Source organism: Streptomyces sp. DI166, from assembly GCF_900091315.1.
Lineage (GTDB): Bacteria > Actinomycetota > Actinomycetes > Streptomycetales > Streptomycetaceae > Streptomyces > Streptomyces fuscus.
Map to the genome: position 1 here is coordinate 47,040 of NZ_FLSP01000017.1, position 15,887 is coordinate 62,926.

The window sequence follows — 15,887 nt, forward strand, 5'->3', positions numbered from 1 at the left end:
TCCGTCCGATGGGGCGGGAGCGGGGGGATGACCTCCCACGGTGCGTCCCCCCGCTCCCGAGTACGCGGTGCTCAGCCGAGCAGGTCGTCCAGGTCGCCGGTCATGCAGTGCTCCACGACCGGCCGGACCGTCTCGAACGTGCACTCCTTGGCGTTGCCCGGGGTGCAGGCGTCGCCGAGGACGTGGTGGGTGATGCGGTCGATGTCCTGCGCGTCGCCCTTGATCTCCTTGGCCTGCTCGTAGAACTTGGTCGGGCCCTGGCCGAGGCGGTTCTTGGAGTAGGTGTCCTGCTGGACGTCGGTGAACTTCTCCGGGATGCCGACGTCGCGCAGCAGCCGGATGCCCGCGGCGAGCGCGGCCTCGGCGGCCTGCACCTTGGTCATGCCGTGCGTGTCGACGCCCATCGCCTCGGCGATGTCGGCGAACCGCTCGTAGTGGGCGGGCATGTTGAACGCCCAGACGCGGGGCAGCGCGATGGCGTTGTTGAGGCCGTGGTGGGTGTCGTAGAAGGCGCTGACCGCGTGCGAGATGGAGTGGATGATGCCCAGTCCGCCGGAGTTGAACGCCTGCGCGGCGATGTACTGGGCGTACATCATGCCCTCGCGGCCGGCCAGGTCCTGGCCGTTCCACACCGCCTGGCGCAGGTGGCGGGCGGTGAGGCGGATGGCGTGCAGCGCGTTGCCCAGCGAGGGCTGGAAGTTGAGCCGGGAGACGTACGGCTCGGAGGCGTGGGCGAGGACGTCGAAGCCGCACTGGGCGGTGTAGTCCAGCGGGCAGTCGTAGTACAGCGTCGGGTCGTCGATGGCGAGGGTGGCCACCGAGGCGTCGTCGAACGCCACGTACTTGTGCGGGTTGTCGGGGTCGGTGGTGGTGTCGGTGATGACGTACGCCCAGGACGTCTCCGAACCCGTTCCGGCCGTGGTGGAGACGGCGATGTGCGGCGGGTTCTTGGGGTTCTCGGACTTGTTGAAGCCTTCGAAGTCATTGACGCTGCGCCCGTCGTGGGCCACGGAGATCCGGGCGCCCTTGCACGCGTCGTGCGACGAGCCGCCGCCGATCGACACGAAGGAGTCGCACTTGTTCTCCTGGTACAGCGCCACGGCGTCCATGACGTTGTAGTCCTTGGGGTTGGACTCGACCTTGTCGTACACGACGACTTCGAGCCCGTGGTACTTCATCGACTCGACGATCTTGTGCACGGTGTCGCTGCCGCGCAGCCCGGTGGTCATCACCAGGGTGCGCCGGAATCCCAGCTTCTTGGCCTCGGGGCCGATCAGCTCGTGGGCGCCCGGACCCATCAGCGCCCGGGGGAAGGGGTGGAACTCCTTGATCGGGAAGGGCTTGAGAAGTTCTTCGACCTGCATGATCGCGACATTCCTCTCCGCGCAACGAGGCGCGTACGGTGTCCGGCTGCTCCCTCGCCGGCGGCGCAGGGTCCGGGTGGAGCGCGGACGGTGCCGGTGTTGGTGGCGTGCCTCACCCTCCGGGAATGCGCCGGGCGGCGACACCGGCCGCTCGGACGGCAGCGGGGCGCGGTCGGAGGGGGCCCGGCCTGACCGATCGGAGAGGGCCCCGGCGGTGGCGGGGGCGCACCTGTCCGACCGGTCAGGTCGAGGGGGGCCGGATGCAGGGTGAGCGGCGCGGCGGGCCGCTCGTAGCGTCGAGAACGGCCGGTCGGCGAACCGGCGTTCCCCGCACCCCACTCCCTTGGAGGCTCGCCATGCACGAGGAACAGATCACCGCGGAGACGGACACCGCGCACCACGCCGACGAACTCGTCGAGGAGGTCCTCGTGGAAGAGGTCTCCATCGACGGGATGTGCGGCGTCTACTAGCCCCGGCCCCATGTCCAGCCACGCGAAGGCCGCCGCTCTCGACCTGGCGGCGCCATACCGGTTGAGCCCGTCCGTCGCGCTGCGCCCCGAGCCGTTCGGGGCGCTCGCCTACCACTTCGGCAACCGCCGGCTGTCCTTCCTGAAGGCACCCGAACTCGTCGAACTGGTACGGGGACTCGACCGCCATCCCAGCGTCGGGCACGCCCTGGCCGGTGTGCCCGACACCCGGCGGGCCGCCTTCCGGCGCGCCCTGGCCTCCCTGGCCGCCGCCGACATGATCGTCCCCCAGCGCAGTGGAACCGGAGCGCCGCCATGACCACCCTGCACGATCCCCCGCCCGCCGAGCGCGTGCCCGCTCTCGTGGAGCAGTTCAAGGGGGGCCTCAACGCCCCGATCTGCCTGACCTGGGAGTGGACGTACGCGTGCAACCTGTCCTGCGCGCACTGCCTGTCCTCCTCCGGGCGGCGCGACCCGCTGGAGCTGTCCACGGAAGAGATCAAGTCCGTGATCGACGAACTCCAGCGCATGCAGGTCTTCTACGTGAACGTGGGCGGCGGTGAACCCACCGTCCGCCCCGACTTCTGGGAACTGCTCGACTACGCCGTCGGCCACCAGGTCGGCGTCAAGTTCTCCACCAACGGGCTGCGCCTGACCCCCGAGCGGGCGCGCAGGCTCGCCGCGACCGACTACGTCGACATCCAGATCAGCCTCGACGGCGCCACCCGCGAGGTCAACGACGCCGTACGCGGCCCCGGTTCGTACGACATGGCGATCCGCGCCATGGAGAACCTGGCGGAGGCCGGCTTCGGCGACTTCAAGATCTCCGTGGTGATGACTCGTCAGAACGTGCCTCAGCTTGACGACTTCGCCGCGATCGCCGACTACTACGGTGCCCAGTTGCGCATCACCCGGCTGCGGCCGTCCGGCCGCGGCGCCGATGTGTGGGACGACCTGCACCCCACCTCCGCGCAGCAGCTCGACATCTACACCTGGCTGCTGGCGCACGGCGAACGCGTGCTCACCGGTGACTCCTTCTTCCACCTGAACGCGCTCGGCTCCGATCCGCTGCCCGGCCTGAACTTGTGCGGCGCCGGACGCGTGGTGTGCCTGATCGACCCGGTGGGTGATGTGTACGCCTGCCCCTTTGCCATTCACGACGCGTTCAAGGCGGGCAACGTCCGCTCCCCCGGCGGCTTCGACCGGGTGTGGCGGGAGTCAGCGCTCTTCGCCGACCTGCGCAGACCCACCACCGCGGGCGCCTGCTCGGGCTGTCCGGCGTACGACTCCTGCCAGGGCGGCTGTATGGCCGCCAAGTTCTTCACTGGCCTGCCGCTGGACGGACCCGACCCCGAGTGCGTCAAGGGCCACGGCGCCGCCGCGCTCGCCTCGGTGGACGCCGGCGCGCTGCCGCGCCAGGGCAAGGACCATTCCCACCGGACCGTTCCCCTCGGCATGCCCGCGGTGCGCACCGCGCGGCCCGACCGCCTCTGCGACGAGAGCCCGCTGGCCGGTGCCCCCCTCGCGCAGCACCTGAAAGGAACGTCATGAGCAAGTGGTTCGAGACGGTCGCCGAGGCCCAGCGCAGGGCGGGCAGGCGACTGCCGAAGTCGGTGTACGGCGCCCTGCTCGCCGGTTCCGAGAAGGGCACGTCCTACGACGACAACACCAAGGCGTTCGCGGAGCTGGGCTTCGCCCCGCACGTCGCCGGGCTGTCGGCCAAGCGCGACCAGTCGACGACCGTGCTCGGCGAGGAGATCTCCCTGCCGGTGATCATCTCCCCGACCGGGGTGCAGGCCGTGCACCCCGACGGCGAGGTGGCGGTCGCCCGCGCCGCCGCGGCACGCGGTACCGCGATGGGCCTCAGCTCGTTCGCGAGCAAGCCGCTGACGGAGGTGGTGGCGGCCAATCCGCGGGTCTTCTTCCAGATGTACTGGATGGGCTCCAAGGACGCGATGCTGCGCCGTATGCAGTACGCGCGGGAGGCGGGCGCCAAGGCGCTGATCGTCACCCTCGACTGGTCGTTCTCGCACGGCCGTGACTGGGGCAGCCCCCGCATTCCCGAGCGGCTGACCCTCAAGGAGATGGTGCGCTTCGCCCCCGAGGCCGTCGCCCGTCCGCGCTGGCTGCTCGACTTCGTCAAGTCCGGGCGGCTGCCCGACCTGACCACGCCCAATCTCACCGAGGAGGGCCAGGACCCGCCGACGTTCTTCGGCGCGTACGGCGAGTGGATGGGCACCCCTCCCCCGTCCTGGGAGGACGTGGCCTGGCTGCGCGCCCAGTGGGACGGGCCGTTCCTGCTCAAGGGCGTGTGCCGGGTCGACGACGCCCTGCGCGCGGTCGACGCCGGGGTCACCGCCGTCTCCGTGTCCAACCACGGCGGCAACAACCTCGACAGCACCCCGGCCCCCATCCGCGCGCTGCCCGCGATCGCGGACGCCGTCGGCTCCCAGGTGGAGATCCTGCTGGACAGCGGGGTGCGCCGGGGCAGCGACGTGGTGAAGGCTCTGGCGCTGGGTGCCCGAGCCGTGATGATCGGCCGCGCCTACCTATGGGGGCTGGCCGCGGGCGGGCAGAGCGGGGTGGAGAACGTACTCGACATTCTGCGCGGCGGAATCGACTCGGCACTGCTGGGCCTCGGCCGCTCCTCCGTGCGGGAACTGACCCGCGACGACGTGGTGATCCCGCCTGGCTTCACCCGGACCCTGGGCGCGGTGTGAGATGACGCCCGGACCGGCCCCGGCGCCCCGGCTCGCCGATCTCGCCTGGCCGGACCTGACCGGCCGGGCCCCGCTGGTGCTGCTGCCGCTGGGCTCCTGCGAACAGCACGGCCCGCACCTGCCGTTGGACACCGACTCCACCGTGGCCTGCGTGGTCGCGGCGCGTGCCGCCCAGCGGCTGGACGGCGACGTGGACGTGCTGGTCGCGCCGCCGCAGTCGTACGGGGCGAGCGGTGAGCACGAGGGGTTCGCGGGCACGGTGTCCGTCGGCCATGACGCGCTACGGCTGCTGATCACGGAGATCGGCCGCTCCATGCTGCGCTGGGCGGGCCGCCTGCTCGTGGTCAACGGGCACGGCGGCAACCTGGTGAGCCTGGCCGACGCGGTGCGCGGGCTGCGCGACGAGAGCCGGGACGTGGCGTGGTGGCCGTGTATGCCGCCGGGCTCCGACGCCCACGCGGGCCACACCGAGACCTCGATGATGCTGCGGCTGCGGTCGTCCGCGGTGCGGAAGGAACGAGCCGTGGCCGGGCCGACCCAGCCCGTCCATCTGCTGATGGACCGGCTGGTCACCGAGTCCGTGCGCGGGGTGAGCCCGTCCGGTGTGCTCGGCGATCCGGCCGGGGCCCGCGCGAGCGAGGGCGAACGGCTTCTCGACGGCATGGCGGACCGGCTCGCCACCGACATCCGCGCCTGGCAGGTGTCGGCGCGGGGCCGGCTCGGGCAGCCCGCGAGGGCCGAACGATGACCGGCCCCAGGGTCGCCGTGGTCACCGGCGCCGCGCGCGGGATCGGGGCAGCGACCGTGCGGCGGCTGGCCGGGAGCGGATGGGCGGTGGTCGCCGTGGACCGCTGCGCGGACGACCCCGAGGTGCCGTATCCGCTGGCCGAACCGGGCCAACTCGATGCCCTCGCCGAGGAGTTCGAGCTGGTACGCGCGGTCCGGGCGGACGTGCGCGACGAGCAGGCGCTGAGCACCGCCGTCGACCTCGCCGAGCGCGAGTTCGGCGGACTCGACGCCGCCGTCGCCGGGGCCGCCGTCATCCTCGGCGGCGCCCCCGTGTGGGAGCAGACCGACGCCCAGTGGCGAACCCTGCTCGACGTGGACGTCCTGGGCGTCGCCCACCTCGCCCGAACCGCCGTACCCGCGCTGCTGCGCCGCCCGGAGCCCCGCAGCGGCCGTTTCGTGGCGCTGGCCTCGGCCGCCGCGCACCGCGGCCTGTGGCGGCTCGGCGCGTACTGTGCCGCCAAGCACGCCGTCGTCGGCCTGGTCCGCGGCCTCGCCTGCGACCTGCGCGGCACCGGCGTGAACGCCCTCGCCGTGTCCCCCGGCTCCACCCGCACCGCCATGCTCCGGGCCACCGCCGGCCTGTACGGCCTCACCGACGTCGACACACTCGCCGACCGGCAGCTCACCGAACGCCCCCTGGAACCGGAGGAGGTGGCCGCCGTGGTCGCCTGGGCCTGCTCGGCCGACTCGGTCTCCGTCACCGGCTCCGTACTGCACGCGGACGGAGGATTCACCTCATGACACTGGCACCCGCCCCACCGGACCTCCTCGCTCCCCCGGCCGGTGACCGGCTCCCCGACGGGTTCACCGTCGAACTCGCCCCCGGCTCTCACCGCTCGGCGGACGGGCGGCTGATGATGGGCGGCTCGCCGTTGCGACTGATGAGGCTGACCGAGGCGGCGGTACGGCGCCTCGGTGACGGCCGGTTCTCCGTGACGGACGGCCCCAGCGCCGCGCTCGCCCGGCGCCTGCTGGACGCCGGGATCGCCCACCCGCGCCCCGCTCCGGTACCGGTGCGGGACACCACCGTCGTCATCCCCGTCCGTGACCGCGCCGACCAACTCGACCGGCTGCTCGACGCCCTGCGCCGCGACCCGGCCACCACCGGTCTGCCGGTGCTGGTCGTCGACGACACCTCCCACTCCCCCGCCGCCGTGGCGGACGTGGCTCGCAGGCACGGAGCCCGGCTGCTCACGCACCCGTACAACCAGGGCCCGGCCGCCGCCCGCAACACCGGGCTGCGGCACTGTCGTAGCGCATTCGTGGCGTTCTGCGACTCGGACGTGGTGCCCGAACCAGGCTGGCTGGCGCCGCTGTTGGCGCAGTTCACCGATCCGGCGGTGGCGCTCGTCGCGCCGCGTGTGGTGGCGTTGCCGGTGCCGTCGCCGGGGCTGCTGGACCGGTACGAGAAGCTGCGCTCGCCGCTGGACATGGGCGCGGCGGAGGGGCCGGTGGTGCCGGTGTCGGCGCTGTCGTACGTGCCGAGCGCGACGATCGTGGTGCGCAGGGCGGCCGTGGGCGCCGGGTTCGACACGGCTCTGCGGGTCGGTGAGGACGTCGACCTGTGCATGCGGTTGCACGAGGCGGGCTGGCGTGTGCGGTACGTACCTTCCGCGAGGGTCGGCCATCGCCACCGCACGGACCTGCGCAACTGGCTGGCGCAGCGCGCGAGTTACGGCACCGGGGCCGCCGCCCTGGCGCTGCGGCACCCCGGGCAGGTGCCGCCGCTGTACGCGGCGCCCTGGTCGCTGACCGCCTGTGCCCTGCTGCTGCGGGGCAGGCCCGTGCCGGTGGCCGCCGCGGCCGTACTGACCGGGGTGACGGCCGTACGGGTGGCGCGCCGGATGCCCGACGCCGACCACCCGGCACGCGCGGGCGCCCTGCTGTCCGTCGCCGCCGTGCGGGGCACCGCGGAACAGTTGCTGCGCTGCGCCACCCGCCACCACTGGCCGGTCGCGCTCGCCGCGGCCGCCGTGGACAAGCGGGCCCGATGGCTCCTGCTCACCGCCGCCGTCGCCGACGGACTGCTCGACCACCGCCGCTCCGGCAGCCCGCTCCCACCGCTCACCCATCTCGCGCTGCGCCGCCTGGACGACCTGGCCTACGGCTGGGGCGTCTGGCAGGGCGCCGTGCGCCACCGCACCACCGCCCCGCTGCGGCCCCGGCTCGCCCTGCGCATGGTGAGCCGCTGGACCGGCGCCCGGCCGCAGCCGGGCTGATCGGAACGAAGGGCCTCGGCGCCGCCAACCTGCCGCCAACCCTGTCCGCCCACTGTGGCTCTCGGAGACGGTCCCGCCGCCCTCAGCGGGGCCGTCGGCCGCACCCGCACCTCACTGGAGGAACCGTATGTCGCCCCGTTCCGACCACCACAGCCGTCACGGCCAGACCGCGCAGCCCGTGGACGACCGCCTCGCGTTCTGGGCGCGGCAGGCGGGCGAGCTGGACTGGGACACCGAGTGGAGCGAGGTCCTGGACTGGTCGGACGCCCCGTTCGCCCGCTGGTTCACCGGCGGGAAGCTGAACGTGGCGTACAACTGCGTCGACCGGCATGTGGCGGCCGGCCACGGCGATCAGGTGGCCTTCCACTGGGAGGGCGAGCCGGGCGACACCCGCACGATCACGTACGCGGAGCTGCGGCGCGAGGTCTGCCGTACGGCGAACGCGCTGCTGTCGCTCGGTCTGCGGGCCGGTGACCGGGTGGCGATCCAGTTGCCGATGATCCCGGAGGCGGTGTTCGCGATGCTGGCGTGCGCCCGGCTGGGGCTGCCGCACAGCGTGGTCTTCGGCGGGTTCTCACCGGCCGCGCTGCAGTCCCGGATCGAGGACGCCGGGGCGCGGCTGCTGATCACCTCGGACGGCCAGTACCGCCGGGGCAGGGTCGAGCCGATGAAGGCGAACACCGACGAGGCGACCCGCGACACGCCGGGCGTGGAGCATGTCCTGGTGGTCCGGCGCACCGGCACCGACGTGCCGTGGACGGAAGGCCGCGACCTGTGGTGGCACGAGCTGGTGGACGTCCAGTCCGACCGGCACGAGCCGGAGGCGTTCGACGCCGAGCACCCGCTGTTCATCCTCTACACCTCGGGCACTACGGGTAGGCCGAAGGGCATCCTGCACACCTCCGGCGGCTATCTCACGCAGGCCGCCTGCACACACCGCACGGTGTTCGGGCTGGACCCGGACACCGACGTGTACTGGTGCACCGCCGACATCGGCTGGATCACCGGGCACTCGTACATCGTCTACGGCCCGCTCGCCAACCGCACGACATCGGTGCTGTACGAGGGCACGCCCAACACCCCGCACGAGGGGCGGCACTTCGAGATCATCGAGAAGTACGGGGTGTCCGTGTACTACACGGCGCCCACGCTCATCCGGACGTTCATGAAGTGGGGCGAGGACATCCCGGCCCGCCACGACCTGTCCTCGATCCGGGTGCTCGGCAGTGTGGGTGAGCCGATCAACCCGGAGGCGTGGCGGTGGTACCGCGAGCACATCGGGGCCGGGCGGGCGCCGGTCGTGGACACCTGGTGGCAGACGGAGACGGGCGCCGTGATGATCGCGCCGTCGCCCGACTCCCCTTCCTTCAAGCCCGGTTCGGCGCAGACGCCGGTGCCGGGGATCTCCGCGAAGGTGGTCGACGACCAGGGCGTGGAGGTCGCGAAGGGCGAGAGCGGCTATCTGGTGCTGGACCAGCCGTGGCCGTCGATGCTGCGCGGGGTGTGGGGCGACGACGACCGCTACCGGCAGACGTACTGGGCGAGGTTCGCGGCGCAGCGCTACTACTTCGCCGGGGACGGCGCCCGCTACGACGACGACGGCGACATCTGGCTGCTGGGCCGGGTCGACGACGTGATGAACGTGTCGGGGCACCGGATCTCCACTTCCGAGGTGGAGTCGGCGCTCGTCTCCCACCCGGCGGTGGCCGAGGCGGCGGTGGTCGGTGCCTCGGACGCGACGACGGGGCAGGCGATCGTGGCCTTCGTCATCCTGCGCGAGGGTGCCGGGGGCGAGGTCGCGGTGGACGCCCTGCGCGAGCACGTGGCGCGGGAGATCGGGCCCATCGCCAAGCCGCGGCGGATCCTGGTCGTCCCCGAGCTGCCCAAGACCCGCTCGGGCAAGATCATGCGGCGGCTGTTGCGGGATGTCGCGGAGAACCGGCAGGTCGGTGATGTGTCCACGCTCGCGGACGCCTCGGTCATGGACCGCATCCACGCCGGTCTGGCCGACGCGTCCGAGCAGTCCGGCTGATCGGCAGGGTGTGCGGTCATGGGACACATCAGTACGTTGACCGGCCGGGTCGTCCTCGTCACCGGGGAGGGCGAGCCGGCCCCGGCGGTGACGGCGAGCCTCGTGGCACGCGGGGCGCGGGTGGCAGTCGCCGGCGCGCCCGTTCCGCGGGGTTCCTCCGTGCTCGCGCTGCCCTTCACCCCGTCGGACGCTGCCGGACCCGGCCGGGTCGTCGACACGGTGGTGGAGCGGCTCGGCCGTTTGGACCACGTGGTGAACCTGGTCGCGGGCCGCCCCCGCACGGGACCGCTGATGGAACTGGATCCGCTGGATCTGCGCGAAACGTTCCAGCGGGACCTGGTGATGCCGCTGAGCTTCGTCCAGCGCGCCTACCGGCGTTGGATGGCGGCGCACGGCGGATCGGTGGTCAACGTGGTCGCGGCGACGGGGCGCGGCGGCGCCCGGGACGCCACGCTGGCCGGGCTGACCGAACTCACCGAGTCGCTGGCCGCCGAGCTGGCACCCCGGGTGGACGTACATACGCTGATCCCCAGCCCGTCGCTGGACGCGGCGGCGCACCTCGTCGGCCTGGCCGAAGTATTGTGCGATCTGCTGACCCACCGGATGGATCCGGCCCAGGGCCCGGTGCTGGTCCTCAGCGCCGAACCCGACTGCGCCTCCCGGGCCGCCTGACCACCGTGCTGCCAGAGGGAACCGACCGAACCGCGAGTCCGACAGCGGATATTGCGATCAAGCAATCGGCCGAACGGGCCACCGACGAACAGCTCTCACGGAAAGGTGCGCATCGCTGATGCGAATCATCCTCATCGGGCCTCCCGGAGCGGGCAAGGGCACCCAGGCCGTCGCCTTGAGCGAGCGGCTCGGCGTCCCCCACATCTCCACCGGAGACCTGTTCCGGGACCATGTCGCACGCCGGACCCCGCTCGGCCAGGAAGCCCAGCGCTACCTCGACACCGGGGAACTCGTCCCCGACCACGTCACCGCCGGCATGGTGCGCGAACGCCTCGCACTCCCGGACGCCAGCGGCGGCTACCTCCTCGACGGCTTCCCCCGCACGGTCCCTCAGGCGCAGGAACTCGCCGCGATGCTCACCGGCACCGGCACGGCACTCGACGCGGTGCTGGAGCTCTCGGTCCCCGAGGAGGTCGTCGTCGCGCGGCTGCTGGGGCGCGGCCGGGCGGACGACACCGAGGAGGTCATCCGCAACCGGCAGCGGGTGTACGAGAAGCAGACCGCGCCGCTGCTCGCGTACTACGCGGACCTCCTCGTGACGGTCCCCGCGGACGGGCCGGTGCCCGAGATCACGGCACGGGCCCTGGAAGGCCTGTCGGCGCCGCGCGTGTGAGCGAGGTGTCCCCTGGGCGGGACGTTCAGGTGCCGCCCAGGGTGTCCGCGTCGCGCGGACCTCGTCACGCGTGTGGCCCGAAGGCCTCCGCGTGCTCCTGCGCCCACTGGCGGAAGGTCCGCGCGGGGCGGCCCGTGACCTTCTCGACGGTGTCGGTGACCGTGCGGCCGATCTCCGGGGTGTTTCCGTAGGCTTCGAGCAGGAAGCCGATCACCTCGTCGGTGTGGCCCGCTGCCCGCCACTGCTCGACGGCCTGCTCCTCGGTCAGTTCGACGAGGGACACCGCCCGCCCCCGCGCGCCCGCGACGGCGGCCACCTTGTCCGCGACGGTCAGCACTTCGGGGCCGGTGATCACGTACTCCTGTCCGCCGTGGCCCTCCTCGGTGAGCGCGACCGCGGCCACGGCGCCGATGTCGCCCTCGTGGACCATGGCACTCAGGCGGGAGACGAACGGCTCCCGGACCTCGTCCCGGCTGACGATGCCGTCCGCCCACTCCAACGCGTTGGCCATGAACTCGACCGGCATGAGTACGGTCCAGTCCACGCCGTCGTCGGCGCGCACGGCGTCCTCCAGCGGGGTCCCCTCGCCGCCGTGCAGCACGGTGACCCGGCGTACCCCGGCCGCGCGGGCCAGCTCAAGAATCCTCGGGCCCGTCTGCAGCGGGGCGAAGTACGCGCCACCGAAGGTGATCAGGTGCAGGCCGGTCACGCCCTCCAGGGCCGGGGTCAGGGTGTCCGGGTCCGTCAGGTCGCCCTCGACCACCTCGACCCCGGCCGGGAGGTCGGCCTTCGCCGCGTTCCGGGTCAGTGCGCGGACCCGGTGGCCGCGGGTGAGGAGTTCGGCGACGACCTGACGGCCGACGGTTCCGGTGGCACCGGTGACAAGGATGTTCTGCGTCTGGGTCATGGGACGACCGTAGGAGGCGTTGCGGACAGCTTCGGTCCGCAATGCTCGCGGTCGCCGCACCCCGATCGCGTCACAGCATGACGTGCTTGACCTGCGTGTAGTCGAGCAGTCCGGTGAGGGAGAGATCGCTGCCGCAGCCGGAGTGGCCCACCCCTCCGTGCGGCATCTCCGAGACCGTCGTGCCGTGGGTGTTGACCCAGACGATGCCGGTGCGCAGGGCGCGTGTCGCGCGCATGGCCCGGTCGTGGTCGCGTGTCCACACGCTCGCGGCGAGCCCCTGCGGGACGCCGTTGGCCAGCCGTACGGCCTCGGCCTCGTCGGTGAAGGGCTGGACGGTGACGACCGGCCCGAACACCTCGCGCTGCACGATCTCGTCCAGCTGCCGCACTCCGGCGACTACCGTGGGCTCGTGGAAGTAGCCGGGCCGGTCCACCACCGCACCGCCCGAGACGATCTCCCCGTGCGCCGGCAGACGCTCCAGCAGGCCGCGTACGGCGGCGAGTTGGGCCGCGTTGGCCAGCGGGCCGAAGTCCGCGTGCCCGTCGTCCGGGGCCCCGGGGCGCAGACGCGCCACCCGCTGCGTGAACCGGGTCAGGAAGGTGTCGTGGATACGCCGGTCGACCAGGATCCTGGTCGCGGCCGTGCAGTCCTGGCCCGCGTTGTAGAACGACAGTGACGCCAACTGCTCCACCGCGTCGTCGAGATCGGCGTCCGCGTGGATCAACACGGGCGCGTTCCCGCCGAGTTCCAGGTGCAGGCGCTTGAGGTCCGCCGCTGCCGCCGCGGCGATCTCCTGGCCCGCGCGCACGCTTCCCGTGACGGCGACGAGGCGCACGTCCGGGTGGGCGACCAGGGCCCGCCCGGTGTCGCGGTCGCCGCACACCACGTTCAGCACGCCGGGCGGCAGGTGCTCGGCGGCGAGTCGGGCCAGGAGGACGGCCGAGGACGGTGTGGTGTCGGAGGGTTTGAGGACGACCGTGTTGCCGGCCGCGAGGGCCGGGGCGATCTTCCAGACGGCCATCATCAGCGGGTAGTTCCACGGGGTGATCTGCGCGCAGACGCCGATGGGTTCGCGCCGCAGGACCGAGGTGCGGCCCGGTGTGTACTCGGCGGCGGCCGAGCCGGGCAGATTGCGGGCGGCTCCGGCGTAGTACCGCAACACGTCCACGATGGCGGGCAGTTCGTCGGCGAGGAACAGGGACCGCGGCTTGCCCGTGTCGGCCACTTCGGCGTCCGCGATCCGGTCGGCCGTCCGTTCAAGGCTGTCGGCGATCCTGAGCAGTGCCGTCTGCCGCTCACCGGGCGTTGTCGACGCCCAGTTCTCGAAGGCGTCCTCCGCGGCCCGGCAGGCCGCGTCCACGTCCTCGGGGCCGGACAGCGGGGCCGTGGCGTGGGGCAGCCCGGTGGCCGGGTCGATCAGCGGCAGGGTGGCGCCGGACGCGGCCGGAACGTCCTTGCCGCCGATGTGGTTGAGTCGGTCGCTGTCAGCCACGGCGCAGCGCCTCCTCGGCCGCGGCGCGGCCGGTGCGGACGGCGCCCTCCATGTATCCGGCGACCCATTGGTCGGAGCCGCAGACGTAGAACGGCGGTTCGTGGCGGCCGTGCAGCGGGCCGACGGCCATCACCTCGCCGGGCGTCCACTGGGTGACGTACCCCTGGGTCCACGGGTCGGTGCCCCACAGCCGCAGATGGCAGGCGGTCGGCCGCAGGGCCTCGTCGCCGAACATGGCGGCGATCTCGGTGAGGAGTTCGGGGGTGCGCAGGTGGGGCGGGGTGCCGAGGAGGACGCCGTAGCGCTCGGGTGGGACCAGGGCCGACAGGACGCCCTCGTTCTGCGGCCAGGTGCTGCCCAGGACGCCCTCCGTCTCGGACAGGCCGTTCAGTCCGGCGTCCCGCCAGAAGGGGCGGTCGTAGACGGCGGCGAACTTGGCTGCGACGGCCTGGCGTTGGCGGTGCAGGGAGGCGAGGCGCTCGTCGCTGACTCCGCTGACGGCGATGTCCCTGAGCGGTCCGACGGGCAGGGCGCTCACCACGGCTCCCGCGGTGAGGACCTCGCCGGTGCGCAGGCGCACGGTGCAGATACCGGGGCGGATGTCCACGGCGGCGACGGGCGAGCCGAGGCGGATGCGCGGGCCGAGGACGCGGCCCAGGACTTCGGCGAGTGTCGCGGAGCCCTCGGCGAGGCGCAGGCCTTCCCAGTCCTCGTAGTCGTAGTCGCCGGTGCCCGAGCCGGGGACGGCGGCGCTCTTGCGCAGTGCGGCGAGCAGGGAGATGCGCTCGTAGGAGCCGCCCGCCAGGGCGAGTTGGCCGATGTCCCACAGGCGGACCACGGCGGGGCCGGCCCCGCCGGAGCGCAGCCAGTCGGCGACGGAGACCCGGTCGAGGGCGGTGGCGTCGGGGTGTGACCAGGGGTCGTCCGGGTCGACGGTGGCGGCGAGGGCGGCGAACTCCTTGCTCAGCCGTTCGTGGGTGGCCGTGTCTCCGGGGCCGAACCAGTGCGGTGGTTCGCCCGTCGAGCGGCCTTCCGGGGTGGCGCGGGTCATGCGGCCCGGTTCCTCGACGTAGCTGGGGACCAGCTTCAGGCCGAGTTCCGCGGCGAGTCGAAGGTAGGCGGTGTGGGCGTGGCCGACGACCTCGCCGCCGAGCTGGACGGTGCGGCCGTCGGGGGCGCGGGTCTGTTCGACCCGGCCGCCGACGCGGTCCCGGGCCTCCAGGACGAGGACGTCGGTGCCGGCTGCGGCGAGGTCCCGGGCGGCGCCGAGTCCGGCGAGACCGGCGCCGAGCACGATCACGTCGTGGTGCATGGGTGGGGCTCTCTTCTGTCAGGGGGAGCGCGGGGTCGGGCAGCGCGGGCCCACGTTCGCGATTCAGGGAGCGCGGGCTCCCCGGGGCCAGGGGGCTCGGGCTCAGGGGGCGCGTAGGCCCGGGGGCCTGGGCTCAAGCAGCCCAGGCCCCGAGGGGCTCGGGGCTCAGGCCAGGACCAGGCAGTGCTCGGGCCGCCAGGCGAACTCGACCGTCTCGCCGCCGCTCCAGCGGTCCTCCATGCGGGCGCGGGCCGTGTTCTGCTCCAGCACCGACAGGGTCACGCCCGGGGCGAGTTCGATCAGGTAGGTGGTGGTGGGGCCGCTGTAGACGGTCTCGCGGATGACGCCGCTGAGCTTGGCCATGCCGGGTTCGAAGTCGGACAGCCAGACCTTCTCGGGGCGCACGGAGACGCTGACGGCGGTGCCGTCGGAGATGCCGGTGCGGGTGCCGACGGGCAGGTCGGGGCCCTTTTCCAGGGAGACCTTGCCGTCGCGGTAGGTGCCGGTCATCAGGTTGGAGGTGCCCATGAAGGACGCGACGAAGCCGGTGGAGGGGTGTTCGTAGATGTCCTCGGGGGTGCCGCACTGCTCGACGCGTCCGGCGTGCATCACCGCGATCCGGTCGGACATGGTCAGCGCCTCGTCCTGGTCGTGGGTGACGAAGACGAAGGTGACGCCGACCTCGCGCTGGATCTGCTTCAGCTCCACCTGCATCTGCCGGCGCAGCTTCAGGTCGAGGGCGGCGAGGGGTTCGTCCAGCAGCAGTACGGCCGGGCGGTTGACGAGTGCGCGGGCGAGGGCGACGCGCTGGCGCTGGCCGCCGGAGAGGGTGCGGGGCTTGCGGTCGGCGAACGCGCCGAGCTGGACGAGGTCGAGCATCTCGCCGACCCGCTTGCGTATCTCGGTCTTGGGCACGCCCTTGCGCTTGAGGCCGAAGCCGACGTTGTCGGCGACGCCGAGGTGGTCGAAGAGGGCGTAGCTCTGGAAGACGGTGTTCACGTTGCGCTTGTTGGGGGGCAGGTCGGTGACGTCCTCCCCGGCCAGCAGCACCGAGCCCTCAGTGGGGTCGCTGAAGCCGCCGATCATGCGGAGCGTGGTGGTCTTGCCGCAGCCGGAGGGGCCGAGCAGGGAGAAGAAGTGGCCGGACTCGATGTCGAGGTCCAGGTGGTGGACGGCGTAGGAGTCCGCGTACTGCTTGGAGACGCCGTCGAGCCGGACGGCGGGGGTCGCGTCCATGGGG

At 72.7% G+C, this 15,887-nt stretch carries 15 protein-coding genes; 10 read left to right on the forward strand and 5 right to left on the reverse strand.

Annotation, left to right across the window (positions count from 1 at the left end; translation table 11 throughout):
• Nucleotides 1–71: 71 nt before the first annotated feature.
• Nucleotides 72–1,364 (reverse strand): NDMA-dependent methanol dehydrogenase, encoded by a 1,293-nt coding sequence (gene mdo, locus GA0115233_RS11160; protein ID WP_093720012.1) that lies wholly within the window; start codon nt 1,362–1,364, stop codon nt 72–74.
• Between the two features lie 356 nt (nt 1,365–1,720).
• On the opposite strand from mdo, the gene mftA reads away from it, so the two are divergent.
• The 10 genes from mftA to GA0115233_RS11210 all read left to right on the forward strand — a co-directional run bounded on the left by mftA (nt 1,721) and on the right by GA0115233_RS11210 (nt 10,936).
• Nucleotides 1,721–1,834 carry a mycofactocin precursor MftA gene (gene mftA, locus GA0115233_RS11165; protein WP_093720013.1) on the forward strand — a complete coding sequence of 38 codons (114 nt, stop codon included), beginning with the start codon at nt 1,721–1,723 and terminating at the stop codon, nt 1,832–1,834.
• Between the two features lie 10 nt (nt 1,835–1,844).
• Entirely contained in the window at nt 1,845–2,150 is a 306-nt protein-coding gene (gene mftB, locus GA0115233_RS11170; protein WP_093720014.1) for a mycofactocin biosynthesis chaperone MftB, read from the forward strand.
• Entirely contained in the window at nt 2,147–3,382 is a 1,236-nt protein-coding gene (mftC, locus tag GA0115233_RS11175; RefSeq protein ID WP_093720015.1) for a mycofactocin radical SAM maturase, read from the forward strand. The genes mftB and mftC overlap by 4 nt, the downstream gene beginning before the upstream one ends.
• Nucleotides 3,379–4,551: a pre-mycofactocin synthase MftD gene (gene mftD / locus GA0115233_RS11180; protein WP_093720016.1), complete on the forward strand. Its 1,173-nt coding sequence runs from the start codon at nt 3,379–3,381 to the stop codon at nt 4,549–4,551. Before mftC ends, mftD begins: the two co-directional genes overlap by 4 nt.
• 1 nt (nt 4,552) lies before the next feature.
• Nucleotides 4,553–5,299 carry a mycofactocin biosynthesis peptidyl-dipeptidase MftE gene (mftE, locus tag GA0115233_RS11185; protein ID WP_093720017.1) on the forward strand — a complete coding sequence of 249 codons (747 nt, stop codon included), beginning with the start codon at nt 4,553–4,555 and terminating at the stop codon, nt 5,297–5,299.
• Nucleotides 5,296–6,081, forward strand: coding sequence for a mycofactocin-coupled SDR family oxidoreductase (locus GA0115233_RS11190; protein ID WP_093720018.1), 786 nt, complete (start codon nt 5,296–5,298; stop codon nt 6,079–6,081). The genes mftE and GA0115233_RS11190 overlap by 4 nt, the downstream gene beginning before the upstream one ends.
• Nucleotides 6,078–7,559 (forward strand): mycofactocin biosynthesis glycosyltransferase MftF, encoded by a 1,482-nt coding sequence (gene mftF, locus GA0115233_RS11195; RefSeq protein WP_093720019.1) that lies wholly within the window; start codon nt 6,078–6,080, stop codon nt 7,557–7,559. Before GA0115233_RS11190 ends, mftF begins: the two co-directional genes overlap by 4 nt.
• A gap of 127 nt (nt 7,560–7,686) precedes the next feature.
• Nucleotides 7,687–9,591, forward strand: a complete 1,905-nt coding sequence (acs, locus tag GA0115233_RS11200) for an acetate--CoA ligase (protein WP_093720020.1) — start codon at nt 7,687–7,689, stop codon at nt 9,589–9,591.
• 18 nt (nt 9,592–9,609) lie between these two features.
• Complete coding sequence (locus GA0115233_RS11205) at nt 9,610–10,263, forward strand: SDR family NAD(P)-dependent oxidoreductase (protein ID WP_093720021.1); 654 nt, start codon at nt 9,610–9,612, stop codon at nt 10,261–10,263.
• Nucleotides 10,264–10,381: 118 nt separating this feature from the next.
• On the forward strand, nt 10,382–10,936 hold the full coding sequence (locus GA0115233_RS11210; protein ID WP_093720022.1) for an adenylate kinase: 555 nt from the start codon (nt 10,382–10,384) through the stop codon (nt 10,934–10,936).
• A 64-nt stretch (nt 10,937–11,000) separates the two neighbouring features.
• Here GA0115233_RS11210 and GA0115233_RS11215 read toward each other — a convergent pair whose 3' ends face one another.
• From GA0115233_RS11215 to GA0115233_RS11230, 4 genes are all read right to left on the reverse strand, one after another.
• Nucleotides 11,001–11,843: an SDR family oxidoreductase gene (locus GA0115233_RS11215; protein WP_093720023.1), complete on the reverse strand. Its 843-nt coding sequence runs from the start codon at nt 11,841–11,843 to the stop codon at nt 11,001–11,003.
• A 70-nt stretch (nt 11,844–11,913) separates the two neighbouring features.
• Nucleotides 11,914–13,335: an aminobutyraldehyde dehydrogenase gene (locus GA0115233_RS11220; protein WP_093720024.1), complete on the reverse strand. Its 1,422-nt coding sequence runs from the start codon at nt 13,333–13,335 to the stop codon at nt 11,914–11,916.
• Nucleotides 13,328–14,647: a flavin monoamine oxidase family protein gene (locus tag GA0115233_RS11225; RefSeq protein WP_093720025.1), complete on the reverse strand. Its 1,320-nt coding sequence runs from the start codon at nt 14,645–14,647 to the stop codon at nt 13,328–13,330. Before GA0115233_RS11225 ends, GA0115233_RS11220 begins: the two co-directional genes overlap by 8 nt.
• A gap of 165 nt (nt 14,648–14,812) precedes the next feature.
• A complete protein-coding gene (locus GA0115233_RS11230) occupies nt 14,813–15,883 on the reverse strand; it encodes an ABC transporter ATP-binding protein (RefSeq protein ID WP_093720026.1) in 1,071 nt (356 codons plus the stop codon).
• Between the last annotated feature and the right edge of the window lie 4 nt (nt 15,884–15,887).

Excerpts from the sequence above, each read along its gene's own strand:
- mdo (WP_093720012.1), bottom strand. The coding sequence starts at position 1,364 with ATGCAGGTCGAAGAACTTCTCAAGCCCTTCCCGATCAAGGAGTTCCAC.
- mftA (WP_093720013.1), top strand. The coding sequence starts at position 1,721 with ATGCACGAGGAACAGATCACCGCGGAGACGGACACCGCGCACCACGCC.
- mftB (WP_093720014.1), top strand. The coding sequence starts at position 1,845 with ATGTCCAGCCACGCGAAGGCCGCCGCTCTCGACCTGGCGGCGCCATAC.
- mftC (WP_093720015.1), top strand. The coding sequence starts at position 2,147 with ATGACCACCCTGCACGATCCCCCGCCCGCCGAGCGCGTGCCCGCTCTC.
- mftD (WP_093720016.1), top strand. The coding sequence starts at position 3,379 with ATGAGCAAGTGGTTCGAGACGGTCGCCGAGGCCCAGCGCAGGGCGGGC.
- mftE (WP_093720017.1), top strand. The coding sequence starts at position 4,553 with ATGACGCCCGGACCGGCCCCGGCGCCCCGGCTCGCCGATCTCGCCTGG.
- GA0115233_RS11190 (WP_093720018.1), top strand. The coding sequence starts at position 5,296 with ATGACCGGCCCCAGGGTCGCCGTGGTCACCGGCGCCGCGCGCGGGATC.
- mftF (WP_093720019.1), top strand. The coding sequence starts at position 6,078 with ATGACACTGGCACCCGCCCCACCGGACCTCCTCGCTCCCCCGGCCGGT.
- acs (WP_093720020.1), top strand. The coding sequence starts at position 7,687 with ATGTCGCCCCGTTCCGACCACCACAGCCGTCACGGCCAGACCGCGCAG.
- GA0115233_RS11205 (WP_093720021.1), top strand. The coding sequence starts at position 9,610 with ATGGGACACATCAGTACGTTGACCGGCCGGGTCGTCCTCGTCACCGGG.
- GA0115233_RS11210 (WP_093720022.1), top strand. The coding sequence starts at position 10,382 with ATGCGAATCATCCTCATCGGGCCTCCCGGAGCGGGCAAGGGCACCCAG.
- GA0115233_RS11215 (WP_093720023.1), bottom strand. The coding sequence starts at position 11,843 with ATGACCCAGACGCAGAACATCCTTGTCACCGGTGCCACCGGAACCGTC.
- GA0115233_RS11225 (WP_093720025.1), bottom strand. The coding sequence starts at position 14,647 with ATGCACCACGACGTGATCGTGCTCGGCGCCGGTCTCGCCGGACTCGGC.
- GA0115233_RS11230 (WP_093720026.1), bottom strand. The coding sequence starts at position 15,883 with ATGGACGCGACCCCCGCCGTCCGGCTCGACGGCGTCTCCAAGCAGTAC.